General features: G+C 33.0%; 18 protein-coding genes, 1 pseudogene and 2 riboswitches. Of the genes and pseudogenes, 13 read left to right on the plus strand and 6 right to left on the minus strand.

Annotated elements, in window-relative coordinates; all coding sequences use genetic code 11:
• Nucleotides 1–298 precede the first annotated feature (298 nt).
• The 9 genes from C9J37_RS17275 to C9J37_RS17310 all read left to right on the plus strand — a co-directional run bounded on the left by C9J37_RS17275 (nucleotide 299) and on the right by C9J37_RS17310 (nucleotide 9,941).
• A complete protein-coding gene (locus C9J37_RS17275) occupies nucleotides 299–937 on the plus strand; it encodes a TetR/AcrR family transcriptional regulator (RefSeq protein ID WP_201262185.1) in 639 nt (212 codons plus the stop codon).
• A gap of 172 nt (nucleotides 938–1,109) precedes the next feature.
• A complete protein-coding gene (locus C9J37_RS28035) occupies nucleotides 1,110–1,769 on the plus strand; it encodes a hypothetical protein (RefSeq protein ID WP_167397343.1) in 660 nt (219 codons plus the stop codon).
• Complete coding sequence (locus tag C9J37_RS17280) at nucleotides 1,751–2,671, plus strand: ABC transporter ATP-binding protein (RefSeq protein WP_167397344.1); 921 nt, start codon at nucleotides 1,751–1,753, stop codon at nucleotides 2,669–2,671. The genes C9J37_RS28035 and C9J37_RS17280 overlap by 19 nt, the downstream gene beginning before the upstream one ends.
• Nucleotides 2,664–3,395 (plus strand): ABC transporter permease, encoded by a 732-nt coding sequence (locus tag C9J37_RS17285; RefSeq protein WP_107896339.1) that lies wholly within the window; start codon nucleotides 2,664–2,666, stop codon nucleotides 3,393–3,395. Before C9J37_RS17280 ends, C9J37_RS17285 begins: the two co-directional genes overlap by 8 nt.
• Before the next feature lie 4 nt (nucleotides 3,396–3,399).
• Complete coding sequence (locus tag C9J37_RS17290; RefSeq protein WP_107896340.1) at nucleotides 3,400–4,125, plus strand: ABC transporter ATP-binding protein; 726 nt, start codon at nucleotides 3,400–3,402, stop codon at nucleotides 4,123–4,125.
• Nucleotides 4,115–4,822 (plus strand): hypothetical protein, encoded by a 708-nt coding sequence (locus C9J37_RS17295; protein ID WP_107896341.1) that lies wholly within the window; start codon nucleotides 4,115–4,117, stop codon nucleotides 4,820–4,822. Before C9J37_RS17290 ends, C9J37_RS17295 begins: the two co-directional genes overlap by 11 nt.
• Nucleotides 4,823–5,715: 893 nt before the next feature.
• Nucleotides 5,716–7,134, plus strand: coding sequence for an aspartate ammonia-lyase (aspA, locus tag C9J37_RS17300; RefSeq protein WP_024364103.1), 1,419 nt, complete (start codon nucleotides 5,716–5,718; stop codon nucleotides 7,132–7,134).
• 182 nt (nucleotides 7,135–7,316) lie between these two features.
• Nucleotides 7,317–8,561: a methyl-accepting chemotaxis protein gene (locus tag C9J37_RS17305; protein WP_107896342.1), complete on the plus strand. Its 1,245-nt coding sequence runs from the start codon at nucleotides 7,317–7,319 to the stop codon at nucleotides 8,559–8,561.
• A gap of 147 nt (nucleotides 8,562–8,708) precedes the next feature.
• Nucleotides 8,709–8,896: riboswitch (cobalamin riboswitch) on the plus strand.
• 271 nt (nucleotides 8,897–9,167) lie between these two features.
• Nucleotides 9,168–9,941, plus strand: coding sequence for a hypothetical protein (locus tag C9J37_RS17310; RefSeq protein WP_107896343.1), 774 nt, complete (start codon nucleotides 9,168–9,170; stop codon nucleotides 9,939–9,941).
• Between the two features lie 84 nt (nucleotides 9,942–10,025).
• Here C9J37_RS17310 and C9J37_RS17315 read toward each other — a convergent pair whose 3' ends face one another.
• Nucleotides 10,026–11,963, minus strand: coding sequence for an elongation factor G (locus tag C9J37_RS17315; RefSeq protein WP_107896344.1), 1,938 nt, complete (start codon nucleotides 11,961–11,963; stop codon nucleotides 10,026–10,028).
• A 179-nt stretch (nucleotides 11,964–12,142) separates the two neighbouring features.
• Nucleotides 12,143–12,328: riboswitch (cobalamin riboswitch) on the plus strand.
• A gap of 166 nt (nucleotides 12,329–12,494) precedes the next feature.
• Between C9J37_RS17315 and C9J37_RS17320 the strand changes: the two genes are divergently transcribed.
• The 4 genes and pseudogenes from C9J37_RS17320 to C9J37_RS29045 all read left to right on the plus strand — a co-directional run bounded on the left by C9J37_RS17320 (nucleotide 12,495) and on the right by C9J37_RS29045 (nucleotide 16,231).
• Nucleotides 12,495–13,490 carry an ABC transporter substrate-binding protein gene (locus tag C9J37_RS17320; RefSeq protein WP_107896345.1) on the plus strand — a complete coding sequence of 332 codons (996 nt, stop codon included), beginning with the start codon at nucleotides 12,495–12,497 and terminating at the stop codon, nucleotides 13,488–13,490.
• Between the two features lie 49 nt (nucleotides 13,491–13,539).
• Complete coding sequence (locus C9J37_RS17325; protein WP_107896346.1) at nucleotides 13,540–14,214, plus strand: precorrin-3B methylase; 675 nt, start codon at nucleotides 13,540–13,542, stop codon at nucleotides 14,212–14,214.
• Nucleotides 14,215–14,847: 633 nt separating this feature from the next.
• Nucleotides 14,848–15,307, plus strand: a pseudogene (locus C9J37_RS17330) (MBL fold metallo-hydrolase); the annotation flags it as partial.
• A gap of 390 nt (nucleotides 15,308–15,697) precedes the next feature.
• Nucleotides 15,698–16,231 (plus strand): phospholipase A2 family protein, encoded by a 534-nt coding sequence (locus C9J37_RS29045; RefSeq protein WP_235617157.1) that lies wholly within the window; start codon nucleotides 15,698–15,700, stop codon nucleotides 16,229–16,231.
• Nucleotides 16,232–16,573: 342 nt separating this feature from the next.
• On the opposite strand, the gene C9J37_RS17345 is transcribed toward C9J37_RS29045, so the two are convergent.
• The 5 genes from C9J37_RS17345 to C9J37_RS17365 form a co-directional block, all read right to left on the minus strand.
• Entirely contained in the window at nucleotides 16,574–17,770 is a 1,197-nt protein-coding gene (locus C9J37_RS17345) for a class I SAM-dependent rRNA methyltransferase (protein WP_107896348.1), read from the minus strand.
• A 200-nt stretch (nucleotides 17,771–17,970) separates the two neighbouring features.
• Nucleotides 17,971–19,434 carry a ribosomal protection-like ABC-F family protein gene (abc-f, locus tag C9J37_RS17350; protein ID WP_167397348.1) on the minus strand — a complete coding sequence of 488 codons (1,464 nt, stop codon included), beginning with the start codon at nucleotides 19,432–19,434 and terminating at the stop codon, nucleotides 17,971–17,973.
• 161 nt (nucleotides 19,435–19,595) lie between these two features.
• Nucleotides 19,596–20,897 (minus strand): MFS transporter, encoded by a 1,302-nt coding sequence (locus tag C9J37_RS17355; RefSeq protein WP_107896350.1) that lies wholly within the window; start codon nucleotides 20,895–20,897, stop codon nucleotides 19,596–19,598.
• Complete coding sequence (locus C9J37_RS17360) at nucleotides 20,894–21,529, minus strand: lanthionine synthetase LanC family protein (RefSeq protein WP_153063500.1); 636 nt, start codon at nucleotides 21,527–21,529, stop codon at nucleotides 20,894–20,896. Before C9J37_RS17360 ends, C9J37_RS17355 begins: the two co-directional genes overlap by 4 nt.
• An 18-nt stretch (nucleotides 21,530–21,547) precedes the next feature.
• Nucleotides 21,548–21,645 (minus strand): IS3 family transposase (locus C9J37_RS17365; protein ID WP_153063501.1); only part of this gene is annotated, 98 nt, incomplete at its 5' end.

Below are 21,645 nucleotides of genomic sequence, written 5' to 3' on the forward strand. Positions count from 1 at the left end.
GGTTGCTTCGAAAAGTTAAATTCGTGAAGATTATGATGCGATATGTTACTTACACCATTCTGGATATGTTTGGAGAAACAATTAAAGGTCATCGTAATATGAGCAGCTCCTATGTACTTTATTGTAAAGTTATGAACATCTTAAATACTGATGAGTACAGGAGGAATTTGTCTCAACTGTCAAAGCCTTTGAAGATATCAAAGGGATTGAATAGTCATTCTGATTTATATAGGTGGAAAAAGCAGTCATTTATTAGAAGGTAACTACTTTGTAAATAATTTGTGAAATGGAAAGGACTTTGAACAAGCAAATGCAAGATAATACGAAAAAAAAAATTATAGCAGTAGCAACTAATTTATTTTTAACGAAAGGTTATGAAGATACAAGAATATCAGATATTATAGAAGGCTTAGGTCTTACAAAAGGTGCTATTTATCATCATTTTAAATCAAAAGAAGATATATTTAATGCGGTTGTTGAAGAAATAGGAAATAAAAATATACAGTTATTTGATGAAATAAAAAATGATTCAAGCTTAAACGGAGTAGAAAAATTATCAAAGATTGTGCATACGAGTTTTAGTAATAAGAATATTGATATGATAATAGGCATATCACCAAATTTATTAGATAGTCCTAAATTACTATCATCATTTATTAATGAAATAAATGATGTAACAATACCCAAATATATTTATCCGATTGTTAATGAAGGCGTTGAAGATGGGAGTATTCATACAAAACATTCTGCTGAATTAGCAGAAATGATAGCTGTATTGTTAAATATATGGTTAAATCCACTTATTTTCAAAAATGAGACTTCAAGTATATTTAATAAGATTGAAATTATGAATGCAGCATTAGATAAATTTAATATACAACTATTTGACAGCTCATTAATTGAAAAAATAAAAAAAGTAGAAAATAAAAAAATTTAAATATAGAAACGCATAAAATTAGTTATTTAATGCTAATTTTATGCGTTTTTTATCGCTATAATAACTGTAAATATTACCTAAAAAATTGTTAGGATTATTGACGCGCATACCAAGAGTATGTTATTCTACCTAAAACATACTCTTGGTATGTGTATGGAATTTTATAAGAGTGTTGTTAGTAGCAATGTTTATAGGTGCAATAATAACAATTGTGGTTAATTTAAAAAATGACTTTGCGTGGAGTAGCTTGAATATATTAAGCTTTAATACTAATTTATTTTCTTTATATTCTATTGGTTTATTATTTTCTTTTATTACTACTATATTACACGAATGTATGCATATGATATTTGCCAATAATATTAGTAACATCAAAGGCGCATTAAATTTATCAATAAAAAAATCAACAGCATATGTCTCGCTTACTCATATATGGACTTGGACTCTACCATCTAGAATCATTGCAATATCTGCCGGCGTAATACTTGATACTATTATATTAGCTTGGTTAGTTGCTTTAAGAACCATTTTTGACAGTGAAATTTTAGAACTATTTTCGATTATAATGTTTTTAAGAATAATTTGGCAATTCCGATTTCATAAAAAGTCAGATGGAAAATATTTTATCATGATGTTAATAGACAATCCGCTTATCGATATAGATTATAGAAATAATAGATACTTATTAGATAAGTATGAAAAATTCTTGTGGAAAACATGTTTAATAATAGGCGTATTAGTAGATTTATATTTATTAATATTTTGGTTATTACCTTTTATATATCAATTATGTTTATTGATAGGGGATTTATTATGCTGGATACAAATTTAAGTGTAAAAAATGTAAGTAAGTACTTTAAAAATAATATAAAAGCAAATAACAATATCTCGATAGAATTTCAAACTCACGAGATAACAGCATTAATAGGACATAATGGAGCAGGTAAAACTACTTTACTCAATCAAATAGGTGGATTAATTATTCCGTCAGAAGGGCAAATTCATATTAACAATATTGATGTAATTAAAGAACATTCAAAAGTAAGAAAGTTAGTATCTACTATGCCGCAGTTCCAAGTGCCACTTAAAGGAGTTTCTATGTTGCAAGCGATAGAAAGTATAGCTATGATAAAAGGATTTTCGAGTAAAGTATCCAAAAAGAAAGCGGAAGAAATAATTTCTAGTTTGCAACTTGATAATTGGAAAAATATCGAAGGTGAAAAGTTATCGGGTGGATTACAGAGGCTTACATCATTTGCTATGACTGTTATTGATGAAGCACCAGTCATTATTTTAGATGAACCTACAAATGATGTTGATCCAATTAGACGGATTCTTATGTGGAAATATTTAAGGAAGCTTGCTGATAAAGGTTCTATTATCATTATCGTTACACATAATCTTTTTGAAGTAGAAAAATACGCTGATAGGTACATATTATTAGATAAAGGTTGTGTAAAAAAAGATATTAATATTTCGAATAGATACTCACAAAATATAAAACATATGCTATGTGTTTATGATATAGACAATATTGATATATCTATGTTTTCTAGTGATTTTGTGACGAAATACGATATAGAGCAAAAAAAATTAACCGTATCACTGAAGGAGGAAAATATTTATAGAGCTATTACTATAGTGCTGGAAGTATTAAAAAATGGAAAAGCAACAAGTTATGATTTGAAAATAGAAAATTTATATGATAATTACGAGGATATGATAAATGAGTAGATACAATAGTTCTATAGGATTATTGAAATGGAGCTTAATCAGACACAAATTTTATATACCAGTATTTGTAATTGTGCAAGTTGTATTATCATTAGCTGTAATATACGGTTTTTCTTTTATAACAAATGCTAAAGATTATATTTCAAGGTCTTTTCTTTGCACTGGTGCGATAACGATAAATATATTAGCGGTAACTTGTGTTTTAGCACCACAGATTGTTAGTGAAGCCAAACAAAATGGTGTTTTTAATTATCAGAAAACTTTGCCAATATCACGCGTTGGTATATTGCTATCAGATCTTTTGATATGGGGGTTAATTCCACTACCAGGTATTCTTTTGTGTATGTTTATTGGCGCAATTAATTTCGATATGAAAATATACTTAGATTTTATAGGTGTGTTTAGCTTATTATTTGTTATTTTGTCATTGTTACTTCTAGGTTTTGCAATCGCATATTTACTTCCTCCGAATGTAATGACTTTAATCACACAAGTTATTATGATAGTAGGACTATTATTTTCACCAATTATTTATTCGGAAGACAGACTACCAATATGGCTATCTTATGTATATAATGTTTTACCCTTTGTTCCAGTCAGCAATATTATAAGAGCAAGTTTATTTCATTTAAATGACTATAATATGACACATTATCTAGTTGTCATGGTGTGGGGAATAATATCTTTTGTAGGTGCTATGTTTATAATTGCAAGGAGGAAATAGGTGCATGAAAACTCTGTTAATAGAAAATTTAAGTAAAAATAAAGGTGCTAAATCAATATTAAAAGATATAAATTTATCTATAGAGGCAAATAAAATATATGGGATTATTGGGAATAATGGAGCAGGGAAAACCACGCTATTCAAGGCATTGTTAGGACTAATTAAGTATAGCGGTTTAATAACTATAGATGATTGTGTATTAAAATGTAATAATTCAAGAGAATATTTAAAAACAACGGGCTTAGTTATGCCGTTTCCAGATTATTATGATAAACTTTCCATTCGTGAGGTATTTGAAGAACATTTATTTTATATGAATTGTAAATTAGATAAAGATATAGATACAATACTTAATGATGTTGGTTTAAAAACATCGGTGGAAACAAAAATAGAAGAATTATCACTTGGAATGAAACAAAAATTAAATATAGCTTTAGCTTTGTCGCATAATCCGGATCTATTGGTACTCGATGAGCCATTCAACGGACTTGATAGAAAAGGAATTACAATGCTTAAAAGTATAATTATTGCGTTCAAAAAACAAGATAAAGTGGTTTTGATATCTAGCCATTCTTTTGGTGAACTCGATGATATTATTGATGAAGTAATCGTTTTAGATAATGGAGAAGTATTAGCCACAGATAGCATTCAAGTATTAAGACAAAAAGCTATAAATAGTTTAGAAGATTATTATTCGCTGTTATGGAAAGGAGATAGAAATGCAAAGTAGTTTTAAATATGAAGTTAGGAAAATGAAAAAAGTCTTCAATAAATTATTTTTATGGATACTAATCGTACAAATCTTTTCCCTAATCTTTTTTACAATAGTAGGTAAATTTGAAGTTAATGACTCGGATGACATATTGCAAAATGGAAAAGGTATTATTACCTTGTCGATAACGGTAACTTTGACAGTAGTTACAATATATGCAGTAATGCTTATTAACAGAGTATTAATTATAAGGTATATAGGTAATTTTAGGGAAAGAACCTATGCCTATCCAACAGGAAGAGATCAAATGTTCAGAGCTAAGATATATGCTTTTATTTATAAATATATGATTGTGTTTGTTATATCTACCTTGCTTATTAATACAGCGTTTTACCTATTTTGTATTATAACATCTTTTATTAATTTCACAACACCAGTTTATGTTTTTTTACCTAATATAGTTTTACTTTCGGTGTTTGTAAGTATTGCTATAATCTTAATATCTGGTATATGTGGAATCTATTATCAATCTACTAATATATGCTTAATTACATCTATAATTTTGATTGTTTTGATTGGTAATCTAGTGGCAAATGCTTATAATTTGGATGCTTTATTTGTGCTAATCATAAATGTTGGTTTATGTGTGATTAATTTTAGCTTAATTAAATTTTTAGAGCATCATATTCGGGTTGATGATTTATTACATAAATAAAGTATTTGCATTAAGTGGTAATTTTTATATTACGTTATGTACGAATGAAGTTTAATTGAGATATGGCAGTAAGTTTAATTTATATGGTCTTTATAGTATTTGACAGTCTGTTCTACGGTGGCTGTCGTAGTATTTTGTCAATTATCTAAGTAGAATGTTCTAGACTTTAACACTTAGCGGGCATCTTTTCCTTTTATGATAGTGATAATATATATACACCGCGTTGGTCACTGTTCAGCGTAATCCCTTTGAGTAAATAAGTAAGTTGGGCTACCGTATGCAGCTCAAAATGAGTATCGTAAGTAATATTGGTTTCGAGCCTCTGGAAAGGCGCGCTTGCTTCAAATCAGGATTTAATAAATACGCTGTGCTTGTGTGAAGTTGTCCTGTTTGTTTCCGTTATTTCACTTTCATGCGACTTTGCCAACCATACTTTTGCATGATGCGATGAACGACTTTATGATTGAAGCGACTAACTGTACAGCTACTTTTCCAACAACTCCTCAGCAACTCTGCGTACTTCTTTAGATTCTCCTTAAAACAACGGTTTATTTACCAATGATAATTTCGTGTATTCATTGTCAAGTTCTAATCTATATGCAAACAGCAATTCTAAAATTCAAATTAGAGTATTTATTTTTTATTACAATTGCACAACATCCATTAAGAGTGTATTTCAAGGCTCAGTCAATTGTGGTAATTTCGTGATATTATAAATAATTTTAAGTTGATAAATGTTAAGGAGCGCCGTTTTTCACAGCTAATCGCCATTTACAGATAAAATATATTGTTAAAATTGAAGGGATTTTTGTTTTCTTGAGAAATGACTGTTTACAAGACGGCATTTATTAGCTACTATCAGTGTGAGTATTAGTTCAAAGGAGACGACAATAATGTCCACACAACGTATAGAAAAAGATTTTTTAGGTGAAAGAGTATTACCAGCAGATGCTTATTACGGGATTCAAACGCTTCGTGCAACAGAAAACTTCCCAATTACAGGCTATAAAATTCACCCAGCCCTAATTAAAGCAATGGGTATTGTAAAAAAAGCAGCAGCATTAGGTAATATGGAAGTACACCTATTATCAAAAGAAATTGGAGAGGCTATTGTCGAGGCTGCACAAGAAGTCATCGATGGTAAATGGGATGCTGAATTTCTAGTAGACCCAATCCAAGGTGGTGCAGGCACTTCTATTAATATGAATGCGAATGAAGTTATTGCGAACCGTGCTCTTGAAATTTTGGGTAAAGCAAAAGGGGACTATCAAACGATTAGCCCGAACAGTCATGTTAATATGTCACAATCAACAAACGATGCCTTCCCTACAGCGATTCATATTGCTGTATTAAATTTAATCGATGAGCTTCTGGTGACGATGGAGAATATGCAAGCCGTATTCCATCAAAAAGCAGAGCAATTTGCACATGTTATTAAAATGGGACGTACGCACTTACAAGATGCTGTACCAATTCGCTTAGGACAAGAGTTTGAAGCTTATTGTCGTGTAATTAACCGTGATATTGTTCGTATCCGTCAAACACGTCCAAACTTATATGATGTCAATATGGGGGCAACAGCTGTCGGTACTGGGCTAAACGCTTTCCCAGACTATATTAAATCTGTAGACCAACATCTAGCTGAAATTTCTGGCTTACCATTAAAAGGTGCTACACATTTAGTAGACGCTACGCAAAATACGGACGCTTATACGGAAGTGTCAGGGGCACTAAAAATTTGTATGATCAATATGTCTAAAATTGCGAATGACCTTCGTTTAATGGCATCTGGTCCTCGTGCAGGTTTAGGAGAAATTATTTTACCAGCACGTCAACCTGGTTCATCTATTATGCCTGGTAAAGTAAATCCTGTAATGCCAGAAGTGCTAAACCAAGTTGCATTCCAAGTAATTGGGAATGACCATACAATTTCTTTAGCATCTGAAGCGGGTCAATTAGAATTAAACGTAATGGAACCAGTGCTTGTATTCAACTTAATTCAATCAATTAGCATAATGAATAACGTTTTCCGTGCATTTACAGAAAACTGTTTAAAAGATATCGAAGCAAATGAAGAACGTATGAAGGAATATGTAGAGAAAAGTGTGGGTGTCTTAACAGCAGTCAATCCACATATCGGTTATGAAGTAGCTGCTCGTCTTGCACGTGAAGCCATTCTTACAGGTCGTTCAATTCGTGAACTTTGTATTGAAGCAGGTGTCTTAACGAAAGAGCAATTGGATTTAATTTTAGATCCATATGAAATGACACATCCAGGTATTGCTGGTTCTAGTATGATGAAATTAAAATAATTTTTAAGAAGCACTTTGTTTTATGCAAAGTGCTTTTTCTGTAGACAAAGGGCATCGTTATGCCCTTTGTCTTTTTTAGTATACCAATATACATATAAAAGATGGGCGTATTTCTATCAATCTTAGGATAAATAAACTATAATAATGGTATTATAGTAATATTATAGTTAGGGGATTTTGGTATGACTTTACGAAAAAAAAGTATTTTTGGGTTTTCATTATTAAATTTAATAATGATTGTAGTATTAATTATAGATCTTGCTAATTTAACAGCATTAGCATGGCTATCTACAATATTAACGATCATTGGTATCTCCATTACTTTATCCTATATCTTCTATGTTAAATATAAAGTGATTCAACCTATTAACCAATTATCTAATGCTGCGAAAGCAATTTCAGTAGGTAACTTTGACGCTGTTGTTATTACAGCACAAGACAATAGTGAGATTTCGGAATTAGCTAAAGCTTTTATAGAAATGAAAGAGCAATTGCGTACGATGACACTAACAATTGCCAACAGTTCGACAGATTTATCTGCCAGTATCGAAGAGTTGTCTGCAAGTACAAATGAAATTACAATGGCTGTGGAAGAAGTTGACCATCAAATGGAAAAAACGTCAAATGGCCTTAAACAAGCCGCACAATCGGCAAACAATAGTGCTGTTGCAATGCAGGAAACAGTAGATGGCATTGAGCGTATTTCGATTGCCACACAGGATGTTTTCAACCACGCGAAAGAAGCGAATGATATCGCAGGAAATGGTGTAGAAATTTTGCATGTTGCGAAAAATCAGATGGAGTTTATTTCATCGTCAACAGATAAAACGAGTACCTTAATAAAACACTTATCAAATAAAATGACAGATATTAAAAAAATGACAGAAATGATTACAACGATTACAGATCAAACGAATTTACTTGCTCTAAATGCTGCGATTGAAGCGGCACGGGCTGGAGAACATGGGAAAGGTTTTGCGGTTGTTGCGGAAGAAGTTCGTCATTTAGCAGAGCAATCCAAGCACTCTGCCATTCAAATTGTGGATCTTGTAGTAGGTATTGAAAATGATACGAAACAAGTTGCTGTGGCTGTGGAAGAAGACTTAAAAAATGTTCAACAGGGGGTCTATGTCATTGATGAAGCAACAAAATCTTTTGGCAATATTTCGCAGCACGTTAGCCAAATGACCGACCAACTCGAAGGCATTTCGTCAACTGTAAATTACTTGTCAAATCGTGCAAATGAGGTAGCTAATCTCGTGTCAACAATTGCAGGGGGTATGGATCAATTGTCCAGCTATACAGAAGTTGTGCTACAATCAATGGATGAACAAACGGCTTCCATGCAAGCAGTCAATCAAGTTTCGCAGGAATTAACGATACAGGCTGATGATTTACAAAAGATTACAAATCAATTTCATGTATAAATTAACAACGGATAGTTATTTAGGTGATAGACAGTCATTTTAGCAAGCGAACATACATTTAGGCTGCTGTTTGACTTTAAAATACCACTACTTTACAATATAATGTAATAGTTTAGTAGGGATTTACCAATAAATTCCTTAACAACTGAATAGCGTGTAGTAAGAGGTGTAAATTGCATGCAATTTACTTAAAAGGGAAGTCGGTGTAAATCCGACGCTGTCCCGCAACTGTGAATGTGAGCGTCTTTTCAAATTATGACCACTGTCAAACGACGGGAAGGTGAAAAGAAGCGATGACCATAAGTCAGGAGACCTGCCTGTTACGAGTACACACCATAAACCTACGAGGAATAGGAGGTGGCATGTTGACAAAACAGAATAATCTGTTCGTCACAGTACGTCAAACGACCAACACCAAAGGATGTAAAGGGATACGGCATCTAGCCAGATCGCTTCCATTGGTGCACTGTTTGATGTTATCGGATGAATGATATTTTTAAGTACGATAGCCATAATCACGGATTTCCTCTACATTTTTAGGAAATCCGTATTTTTTATGTAATCGATACCTTTGTTTTGAAAATATGTACGAGAAGAGGTGCAAGTATGACAAAAATTCAGGTATGTTCAACACGAGAAAAGAAAAATGTTGATATGAAGATTTGTAAGCAACCGCGCATGGAAGTTGCCAAGCAACGAAAAACGAGAATGGTCATTGAGGCGCTAGTTGATCAGTTTTTAGCCACAGGGCTTATTCCGCACGATCGATTGTTTGACTGCATTTTTTATAATAAAGACATTATTTGGATTCAAAATGATGTCTATGAAGGATACCTATTTGCAAAAGCAAGTGTGGCGGATGAATTGAAAACAAAAAAGAATGGTTTTATGATGTATATGCCGACCAATCCGATTGTTTACGAAGTAAATGAGGAAGCCTATCATTTAATTACACGCATCGATTCAATTCGAGCTAAACCCAATTTGGATCGCCTTAATGCAGAGCCAAAACCTATTTTAAGTGCGGCAAGAGTCAATGATTTACTATGTTCGATGGTAATGCGTTTTTATCAAACGTATTTGCAAGATTTATCGTTATTAATTCAGGAAAATCAAGATTATAGTAAAATACAACATTTAATAGACTATGTAGAGCGTGAATATGCTCAGTTTTTACAAAGTGTAAAAGAATTAAATGATTATCATTTAAATTGGCATCCGCGTGGCAATGGTCATCAATTGTTGCTGCAACGCATTGAGCAATTACAGATTTTAAAAAGTAAACCTGGGTCGGTTCTTGTGGATTTCTCAAATCATCATGGGTATGTGATTGTGGAGTCAGCGAATTCTTTGAATAGGAAAACGAAAAAAGCGTTGTAAATTTTTATATCTGTATCGATATGCATACTATGCAATATTCGATTTTTTCTGAAAGGCATCGAGAAAATTCGATGCCTTTTTATTTTATAGACAATGCATGGCTGCTTTTGCCTCATACCATGGAACTGAATAGCCTTTTCCTTTCGCACAAAAAATACTCGACGACGTATAGTCAGGATCAGCCTGTTTATTATAATTGATTTGTGCAATTATTGCCTCGCTATTATGACATATATCATAGCCATCGAATTGTAAAGATAAAGAGCCTTTGCCGTTTGTGTAAGTAGCAAAAGTAGTACTATAGTGCATAAATGTTGCAACCGGTACACGTCCTGTTAAAATGACTTGCTCCTCTGACAAGATCGGCGAGTCGAAAGTACCGTCTGCTTGTTGGATATCGTTCATCATTCGACCGATAAAATCATTGGATGCTTTCATTTTGAAGCGGTAATAGGGCTCAAGTAAGATATTTTTGGCTTGTTCTAGCCCTTGTCTTAATGCACGGAAAGTAGCTTCCCGAAAATCTCCTCCTTCGGTATGCTTAATATGAGCTCGTCCTGTCAACAGTGTAAAGCGAATATCAGTAACAGGAGAACCAGTTAATAGACCGTGATGCTCGCGTTCAAATAAATGTTTTTCGATAAGGCGTTGGTGACCTACTGATAAATCATCAGCATGACAGGCATTAACAAACGTATTCCCAGTTCCGCGGATGTTCGGCTCCATGAATAAGTGTACCTCGGCATAATGCTTGAGCGGTTCGAAGTGTCCGTAGCCTGTTACAGTCGTTGCAATAGTTTCCATATACAAAATTTGAGGTTTATCAAAGTTAATAACAAGTGAAAAGCGATTTTTTAATACTTCAGCAAGTACTTCAAGTTGTATGACACCCATAATATGTACATGAATTTCTTGGAATTTTTCTTGCCAAACGACGCGTAACGATGGCTCCTCGGCTTCCAGTAAACGAAAAATCTGTAAAATTTCCTTTATATGCTGTTGCCCTTCATACAGTACTTTTGCTTGTAATGTAGGCACAAGTTCATAAGGTTTAGGCATTACTGTACTTCCTAAAATGTCTCCTGTCTTCGCCAGGCTAAGCCCTTTCACTGCAAAAATGTCTCCTGCTTGTACGGCTTGGGTTGTCTGAAAACGGCGCCCATTATACAGCCTAATTTCAGTTATTTTTTCGGTAACATCGCCAAATGTAAAGTCATCGCGAGTATGTAATGTTCCTTGTAAAGCTTTTATAAAAGTTAAGCGTTGTGTGCCATCATGGCGAATTTTAAATACTTCCCCTTGAAAGGGTGCTTGATGGTCGAAGTGTGTCTCTGTTAGGAGGGGAAGCTGTGATACAAATTCCTTGATCCCGATATCTTTTAAAGCAGCACCAACAAAGCAGGGAAATGCTCGCTCTTCTTTAATCATCTTTTGTAACTGTGACAGGCACGTTGAGGCATCGAGTGTATCTGTTAAAAAGGCCTCGAGAAGTTGTTCATCGCGCTCGGCTAACCACTCTGCAATATTGCTTTGTACAAAATCATTGCGTAATGGGGCATCGATTAACAGGATGTTGTCGGAAAAGTCCTTTTGTAGTTGGTTCATAACCGCATTGATATCCGCCCCTTCACGGTCGATTTTATTAATAAAGAAAAAGGTTGGTATATGGTATTGACGGAGCAACTGCCAAACCGTTTCTGTATGACCTTGTACACCCTCTACTGCACTGACAATAATGATGGCATAATCCATTACACGTATGGCACGTTCCATCTCAGGTGAAAAGTCTACATGCCCAGGTGTGTCAATCAGTGTATATGTATCATTTTCTATTTGCATCCGTCCTTGTTCCGCAAAAATGGTAATTCCTCGGGCTTGTTCAATTGCATGATTATCTAAAAATGTATCTTGATGATCGACTCTTCCACGAGATTGGATACTATTTGTGTGAAATAATAATTGCTCACAAAAAGTTGTTTTTCCTGCATCGACATGTGCGAGCACACCAATCGTTTTATACATAAAAAATCCTCATTTCTAATGTAGTCTCTTCTCATTGTACCAGAATGATCGCTCAAACATTTCGTGACAAATAGTTCGCATTCATGTTTAAATAGTGGTAGTTTATTAACAAGTATCATTTATGGATTTTTTTGTGTGATTGAAATCAAAAATACCTTCTGCTAGTCTATTTTTATAACTAAAAACTGCTATATATTGGTGCAAATGGCTTTAGTCATTTGCTTAAAAGGGAAATCGGTGAAATTCCGATGCTGTCCCGCAACTGTAAATGGGGAGTTTATACAATAGTCACTGTAGTTGAACTATGGGAAGACGTATAAGCGATGAACCTAAGCCAGGATACCTGCCAATATGTATTTTTTACTTAACACCACGAGGATGGTGATAGTGATTGTTTAAATACCCAATGTATTTATCACTATGACACCCTCTTGGAAACAAGAGGGTTTTTTTATGTGCTAGTAGCAAGGAAATCATTGATTTCTTACTATAACAAATGACAAATTACATAATCAAAGGAGAAATGAGACCATGAACAAATGGAAAGCCATGTGGCTAGTTGTTGCCATTGCGATTATAAGCATTTTAGGCGCTTGTAGTGCGAAAGACAATTCGCAAAGTGCCGCACAAAGTGAGTATATCGAACCTGCACAAAGCGAGACGACAGAAGTAACCATTGACAATAATGGTACTACACAAGTTTATACAGAAGCACCTAAAAAGGCGATTAGTTTAAATCAGCATGTAACGGAAATTATGTTAGCTTTAGGCTTAGAAGATTCAATGGTTGGTACAGCCTATTTGGATGATAAAATTTATGAACCTTTACAAGCTGCCTACGAAAAAATACCAGTAATAGCAGAGCAGTATCCAACAAAAGAACAAGTGATAGATAGTGAAGCCGATTTTTTATACGCTGGATGGAAAAGTGGCTTTAGTGAAAAGGGTGTTGGTACACCAGAAGAATTAGAGACACTTGGTATCCACACATATTTACATCAATCTTCAAGTATAACGAAACCAACGTTAGATGATATTTTTATGGATATTCGCAATATCGCAAAAATTTTCCGTGTTGAAGATCGAGGAGAAGCATTAGTCGATCAAATGACAAAAGAAGTTGATGCAGTGCGTGCAAAGTTACCGCAAGGAGAAAAGGAGCTACGTGTGCTTGTCTATGATAGTGGAGATAAGGAAGTCTTTACTGCTGCTCAAAATTTTATGAATGAGCTTGTCACTGTCGCTGGTGGTAAAAACATTTTTGGTGAAGTTGAATCTGGATGGACAACTGTCTCAAAAGAGGAAACAGTAGAACGCAACCCGGAAGTAATTGTCGTGATTGATTATGGTTCTCAAAGTGCTGAAGACAAAATACATTTCCTGAAAAATGATCCTGCATTAAAGGAAACAGATGCTGTGCGTAATGAGCGTTTTGTCATTTTACCACTTTCAGCTGCTTCAGAAGGGGTTCGTGCGGCAGAGGCTATCAAAATTTTGGCTAAAGGATTCTATCCAGAAAATTTTTAATAACTTCAGAGAGCTAGCTAGATGCTAGCTTTTTTAAGGAGAATAAAAAATGAATGCATTTCGTTCAAATATACCAGAACGTACATTTGAAAAATTAAATATAGATGGTCAATTTACTCGTCTAGCAGTAAGTCCAGGTATTATCAATAAACATTTTACACCCGCGCAATTTCAAAAAATTGCAGAAGTCGTAGGGGACAGTGGGGCCATTAAATATTCAGCATCCTATAATATAATGTTGTCTATCCCTACGCAAACAGTTCAAGACGTTATAAGTGAACTGCAAGAAGGGGGCTTATATATGACACCATCAGGCTCCATCGTTGCGTTCAAGGCTTGTGATTTTTGTGATGGAGAGAGGATGGAAGCGGCGGAGATAACAGAACAATTATACATTGAGTTGCAGGGACAAACGGTGCCTTCAAGACTGCGTTTAAATGTCAATGGCTGTGCATCCGCTTGCTATAATGCTGTCTATGATGATATTGGACTTGTCTATCAAAAAGATAGCTTCGATGTTTATTTAGGTGCTATTCCAATGGGGGCAAAAGCACAGGCGGGTACACTATTTGCTAAAGGCGTTTCCGTGCAAGAAATAGCCAGCTTTTTACAGCGTATAATTGGGGTATATCAACAACATGCACGGCCAAATGAGCCGTTCTATAAATTTTATCGCAGAACGAATACTGCTGAATATTGGCAAATAATGCATAATGTAAAATAAAGTAAAGTTATCCTTTTCGTTGTTTATGTACGATGACAGTATCGTTATCCAAAATGATAGATAGACTCTATGGAGCGAAGAACGGGAAGCAACTTGTACTCAAGTGTTAGATTGACTAATGTCAATTTAACACTTTTTCTTTTTCTTAAATTGGACATATATACCGGCAGTTTAGTTGAATAAATCATATGCCATGTGCTCACGCTAAGTCGATTACATTTTAAGGGGATGTAGAAATCTTTAATCGTTTATCAGCACAAAATGGTGTGTTTCGATTACCGCCAATACAGCGCAAAAATAATAAAGAGTTAGATGTTGCTATTGCAGATCTTGAAGCAAGAGGATTTCGTTTAGTAAGGCGTGGAATTCAAAATGAGAAAAAGCAACCCCATTCATCATACAATAAAGTTTGGGCTATTATGGAAAAATTGATGACTTGAAATATAGGAAAAAATAACAAAAAGCTGCTTTGATTTCTCTCAGCAGCCCTATAAGTAGTGAAACACTACGAACTTATATTTTGTGTTTTTATTGTCATTCTATACTTTAAATAATGCATAGACATAATTAAAGATTTTGACAAACTATTTTTGAATGATAGTAACTGTTACGAACAGAAAAAATTACGGGTATCCACAAAAGAATGAATTTGTATTGATTGATGCTGGCATGCCAAAAAGTGCAGAGAAGATTATTTCAGTAGTTGAAGAGTGTTTTGGTCACGATTGTCAACCTAAAGCAATAATATTGACACACGGATATTTTGATTATGTTGGTGGTATTATCGAACTAATAAAGCATTGGCATGTGCCTGTTTATGCACATAGTTTAGAACTTCCATATTTAACTGGGAAACAAAACTATCCATATCCAGACTCTTCTGTCAGCAATGGATGGATAGCGAAAATGTCACCTTTTTTCCACATGAAGGGATTAATTTAGGGGGAAATATAAAAGAAATTCCTGCTGATGGTAGCATTCCTTAAATGCCGGGTTTTCGTTGGATTCACACCAGGACATATCTTTATTTAGAGAGGGAAATCGCACACTAATTGTTGGGGATGCTTTTGTTACTGTTACCGAATATGTTTTCAGCGCATTCGAGTAATAATTTTTGATAACAACATTGGGAATTATTACAAAACATGGCGTCTGTATGCTCGAAAAAGAGTTAGATTGACTGAAGGAAGGTGATTTAACACTTTTAATTTTAATGAAATGGGCGTCATAAAAAGTGCACCTTTAGTATTGAGAATTTTCATATTATTTAATAAAATATACATATAATTTGTTGTTCAATAGTATTATAAAGAGTTTACTATCAACTTAATAATATTAAAATATTGTTCCTGCTGTTTTTTCCTGCCATTGGGATTCCACTCTGATTAAAAATAAAACTTATACTTTCACTCTTGCTTTTGGATGTTGAGTCAAAACTTATAGTTTTTTTGCCGAATAAAATATGGAAAGGAGCTAAGATTAGATGAAAAAAATTGTTTCATTCTTTGTAGCATTGTCAGTTTTAGTTTCTTCACTCTTTTTTGGGGGAGGTACAAAAGCTTTTGCAATGTCAGATGAAGAACTTTTAAATGCTGAACAACAGTTAGGAGCTTACATTTATTATCAAGACAGAAAACCATTTGTTAATATTGAAAAAGTAAAATCAGATGGTTTAGCAGAAGAATACATAGAAATTAGTATGATGGTGAATCACATTAGTAATAGTTACGCGAACTATCAAGCAAACACTACAATGAATGCTAAAAAAGGGATACCTATTTGGGGAAATTGGTGTGGTCCTGGACATGGTTCTGGTACGCCACAAGATGTATTAGATAGAGGTTGTCAAATACATCATAAGTGCTATGAAGATAAAGGTTATTTTAGCTGTTCTTGTGATTGGGAGCTTGTCGCTTATATAAATAGAAATTTTCATAGAATGGGACTCAAAGAAAAAATAGCTGCAGCTGCAATAAAACTATATTTTAGTAACACCGTATGTAATCCTTTGAAATAGGGAATGGTTAAATTGGTGAAAGCTTTAGCTGCTTGTATGATTATTATTTCTTTATTACTTTGGGTTCCTAATATAGTGTTTCAAAAAGCATCATTTTTCTGGATTTTCACGTTTGTTTTCTCCGCAGTAGGTATTGCCTTATCTGTTTATGTTAAATCAAAAATTTTAATTATTGGGAATATCCTCACATTCTTTAGTTTTTTTATCCTAATGTTTTTAGGTTATCTTTTCGTTTTCTTGACAAAGTAATGGAAGATTGATTCAAGAAAAAAATAGTAGACAAAGTTGAAAGGCTTGGCTTTGTCTACTGTCAGCGAGTGACTTTACTAGAGTCACTCTTTTTTAGTTTAGCTTTTGAATAAAAACAACTTTTAAGTAGTTGAATTCAGGATGCTCACGTGGTACACGGAAATCCTTTGGTAAACCATATTCTTCAACGATTTTATAACGAATATTCGTTTCTTTAAACGCTTGATCGATAAAGCCTTTAAACTTTTTCATACCAAAGCTTGCATTGTTTGTAGAGGCAACAATAATACCATTCTTTTCAGTAATCGCGATTGCATCCTTCAATAATTTAGGATAATCTTTGGCAGTTGAAAACGTAATTTGTTTTGTTCGTGCAAAGCTAGGAGGATCTAATACAACAAGGTCAAATTTTAACTGATGGCGTTGTGCATATTTGAAATAATGGAATACATCCATTACTTTAATATCTTGTGCTTCATAGTCAATATGATTGACACTAAATTGCTCAATTGTTTTTGCTAAACTGCGTTTGGCTACATCGACACTTGTCGTTTTCGTAGCTCCACCTAGTGATGCTGCTACAGAAAACGCACCTGTATACGAAAATGTGTTTAATACAGTTTTAGCTTTTGAATAGCGATCACGAATAGCAAGTCGTACTTCACGCTGGTCGAGGAAAATACCTGTCATAGCACCATCATTTAAATGGACAGCGTAATTCATGCCATTTTCCTTAACGATTAGTGGAAACTCACCAGGTGTGCCCATTACAAAATCGTCTTGTTCGATATATTGCCCTTTACTATCAAAACGTTTTTTCTCATATATCGCTTTAAAGTTTACGCTTTCTGAAAGTGCCTCATAAATAGCCACTTTAAATGAATAAATGCCAGCACTATACCAACTTACCATATAATAGCCATCGAAGAAGTCAATTGTCATACCACCGATGCCATCACCTTCGCCATTAAAGACACGAAAAGCAGTCGTATTAGGATTGTTAAAGAATAATTCACGATTTTGAACGGCTTTTTTAATTTTTTTTGCAAAAAAGGTCTTGTCAATTTCTTCATCGGCATCGGTTGTTAACAGCCAGCCAATGCCTTTATTTTGGATACCATAATAGCCAGTCCCAATAAACCGGTTATGAATATCTAATAGACGAAGTAAGGCACCTTCTTCAGAAGGTAGTTTACGTGTATCAACGGCATCTTTTGAAATCAGCGGATAACCCTTTTTTAATGGTCCTGCAAATTGATTGTTAATTTGTAATGCAATAGTTTGTGTCATGTTGTCATCCTTTAAAAAACATTTTGCTCTATTATCGCATTGTTTAGTGGCATTACACAAACTTATTTCACGAATGTCGCAATTTTTTCATACTCAGCCTCGTATATGGTGTAATGATTCAGCTTAATCATTAGATAAATAGAATAGTAAAGTAGAGTTTGCCCATAACTACTATGTAATTCTTTCTTAAATTAGCTAAATTAATAGGGATTTATCTCTATAATTTTTGATGCAATATTTGCGATAAACGATTGATCATGTTCGACAAATAATAGGGTAGGTTTAAATTGTTCTATCATGGACTTGATTTGTTTTTGATTGAAAATATCTAGATAATTTAGAGGCTCATCCCAAATGAAAAATTCCGCCGGTGTCCCTAATGACTTAGAAAATTCTACCTTTTTCATTTGACCATAGCTCATTTTTTCAATCGGAATACGAAATACATCACGTTCAACACCTAAAATACGTAGGTTTTGTAAGAGAAGTGTGTAGTCAAGGTGGTGTGCAGTAGCAAAATCTTTTAATATACCTTCATTGTCATTGTAATGTTGGCGAATAATACTTTTAGTAATGCCTTGGGGAATTGTAAGCTCACCATTAATAGTGCCATAAAAATTGCTGTTAATTATATAATTTAATAGTGTCGTTTTTCCACTACCATTTGGTCCCACTAATGCAACTTGCTCACCTTGGTAAATTTCACATGTAATTGGTTTGAAAAGTAATCTATCATTAAAAGCTAAGGAAAAATTTTTAGCTCGAAGAACGGGGTCTCGATGATTGAACAAACAATTAATCGTAAGAGAATCGACACTTTCGATATTTTTTAGAAGCTTTGTTTTTTCTTCAATTTTTGATAGCATCCGCTTCTCGATTACTTTCGATTTTTTCATCATACGAGCTGCTCTTGCATTTTCAAACGCATCATTTCCAGAATTTCTCTCTCTCTTTAGAGCCCAATTAGCCTTTTCCTTTGAAGTTTTTTTCAAACGCTCAATTTCTACTTTTATTTGATTATTTTGTTCAATTTCGTATTGATCTTGCAATTGTTTTTGCTTCTCATATGTTGAAAAGTTTCCTTTAAAAGTATTTAATTGATTTTTTTCAATAACTATAATATGATCAACCACTTCATCTATAAAATGTCGATCGTGGCTCACTACAATGTAGCCTTTCTTTCTCTTCAAATATTCAGATACTATTTTTCTGGAATTTATATCTAAATGATTGGTAGGCTCATCCAAAAGGGGATATTTTGACTCTTCACAAAAAATTGCTGCTAACAAAATTTTTGTTTGCTCACCGCCTGATAATTGTTCAAATGGTTGCCATAAAATCTCTTTATCTAAAGACAATAATTGACATTCCCGTTCTAGTTTCCATAATTCTAAATCCATAATTTCTTCAATTGCATAGTATGTTAAATTCTTTTTATTCAAAATAGTTTGAGGGAAATATACAAAATCTATATCACAAATGATATCACCTTCATAAGGATATTTTTGCATAAGTAAGTTTAAAAACGTTGTTTTTCCCCTTCCATTTCTACCGATTAATCCAAGACGCCATGTAGTATCAATATTTAAATTGGTATGACGAAAGATTGGTTGATCAAGTGTATCAAAGCTGAAATTCAGATTTTTAATTTCTATTTTCATAATTAGATGACCTCCAAGGGAGATGATGTGATTATTAAAGTTGTATACATTCAATAATTTGGTGTGTATATGCATTTAAATATAAAAATCCTACTAAAAAAATAGAACATAGGCACAACCAATTAAAAAATGCATTTTTTGTAAAATTTTAATTCTTCCTTCTTTTAATTTCTGTTACTCATAGGGGAGTCAGGCAGGGTTTCAGGAATTGTGGAGTATTTTTTGCTTAGTATTATAGAAAAAAATAATAAAATAAAAGAAATTATTAATAAAATAAACCATGATAATTCAATAGAGACAGTATTTGCTATGAATAAAAAAAGTGCGCTTCCTATGGGTACTGTGAGCTGAATAATGGAATAAAAAATACTAGTTACTGAACTTAAAGAGTTTTCAGGAGTAATAATCATTATAAAAGAATCAATCCTAGGATTTGACAAACCTAAAAAGTATCCAGATAAAAAGGTAAGTAACAATAATGAATATTTATCTTGAATGTACATTATATTAAGAATTATCCCGCAGGTTAATAAGATTTCCATTATTAGATTAAACTCTACAGATTTATTTTTAAAATAGCTTAAAGGCACTAGAGCACCTAGAATTAATCCAAAACTTTCAATTGTTCCGAACAAGGCAATTGTGAATCCAAATGAACCAAATTGTAGATGTTCATATTTGTTATATGACAGAGGAATTAGAGAAAACTGCGCTGAACTAATTAGATTCATTATAGAAAAGATAATTGTGAAATGAAATATTTGTCGAATAGAGTTCAAAATTCTCAAATTGTTTAGGGAGTCTATATAAAACTGTTTTACTATTTTTTTAAGGCTTTTATTTACAAATTTCTCGTTTCTTGCAAAAGAAACAACCTCATAAAAATTTTTCCGATTTATCCAAAATAAAATAACAGATAGTGTGAAGAAAAACGCATTTAATAATCCAAATAAGCTATAGTTATACTTTAATAGAACGATTAAAGTTGCACCAAATAATTTACCAGTCAAATCTATTATATTCATAACACCAGTTTGAAAGGATCTAGCAGATGTCAAATTTTTTTGCTCAACTATATTTTTAGTAATAGGTAAGGTTAGGTAGGTACTATAAGTACCTGATAAATCACTAAGTAAATTAATTAATAGCACAATCCCGAAAACTATCCAACCTTGAGAAAAATCTACTACTATAGCGAATATAAAATAAAGTGAAGCTTGAAAAGCTCTTATTTTAATTATCATTTTGATTGGGTCTTTAGTTTTGTCTGCAGCATATCCCAATAAAAAATCTGATAAAAAAGGTAAAGTGGAAATAAATGTAACAGCACTGATTGCTAATTCTGGATTTGGAAAAGATTTTGCATATATGATAAAGACAATATCAAATAGGGTAATGCCAATTACACTTAAAATATTTGATGTTAATAGATATCTGAAATTTCTGTTTTCAAAGAATATATTCATTGTTCTATATCCTTTTTAAAAAATGTCAAAATCTTATTTTGAACATAGGCAATCCCCGCATTACCTGATTTAATGTCGAAAGTAAATTTATTATAGGTTTTATCTGGGATATAAGTGCAAAAGTGATTATTGATATTAAACGTTTCAACATTTAATAAAATAGACATAGCCTCATCTAACAATGAATTTAAGGAGAAAGTTTTACCTACTTTGTATATTGTATAGGCAATTCCTGTTAATCCATCTAAAAAACCAGGGTATTGAGCCCACTTATCTTTTGTTAAAGATTTAACGCAAGGGAAAATAAATTTGTCTTTTAGTTCAATTTTTAATTTATTATCTATGTCATCGATTAAATATAATTCTAATGCTACATAAAGAAATCCTGACAGTCCGTCCATTATATAAGGTGAGGATGTATTACCTCCAATAGAAATTGGATAATAAAGTGTTTCATCGGTTTCCAATTGAATAATACAGTCTTTTATTTTATTAATAATAGACAAGCATTTATTTAAATTTTTTATATTTTTATTCCTGCTATAAAGTAATAACTCAAAATATGCCAGACCAAGATAACCTTCAAATAAACCTAAATGTTCTCCTTTCTTAAAGGGTAATTGGAATGTCAACACAAAACCATACAAAATTTATAAGGGCTGTTGCTTAAACTCCGCTGGCGTCAGATATCCAAGTGTTTGATGAATTCGAATGTTGTTAAACCAATTTACATAATCCCAAAGTTCAA

This window comes from Lysinibacillus mangiferihumi (assembly GCF_003049665.1).
GTDB classification, from domain to species: domain Bacteria; phylum Bacillota; class Bacilli; order Bacillales_A; family Planococcaceae; genus Lysinibacillus; species Lysinibacillus mangiferihumi.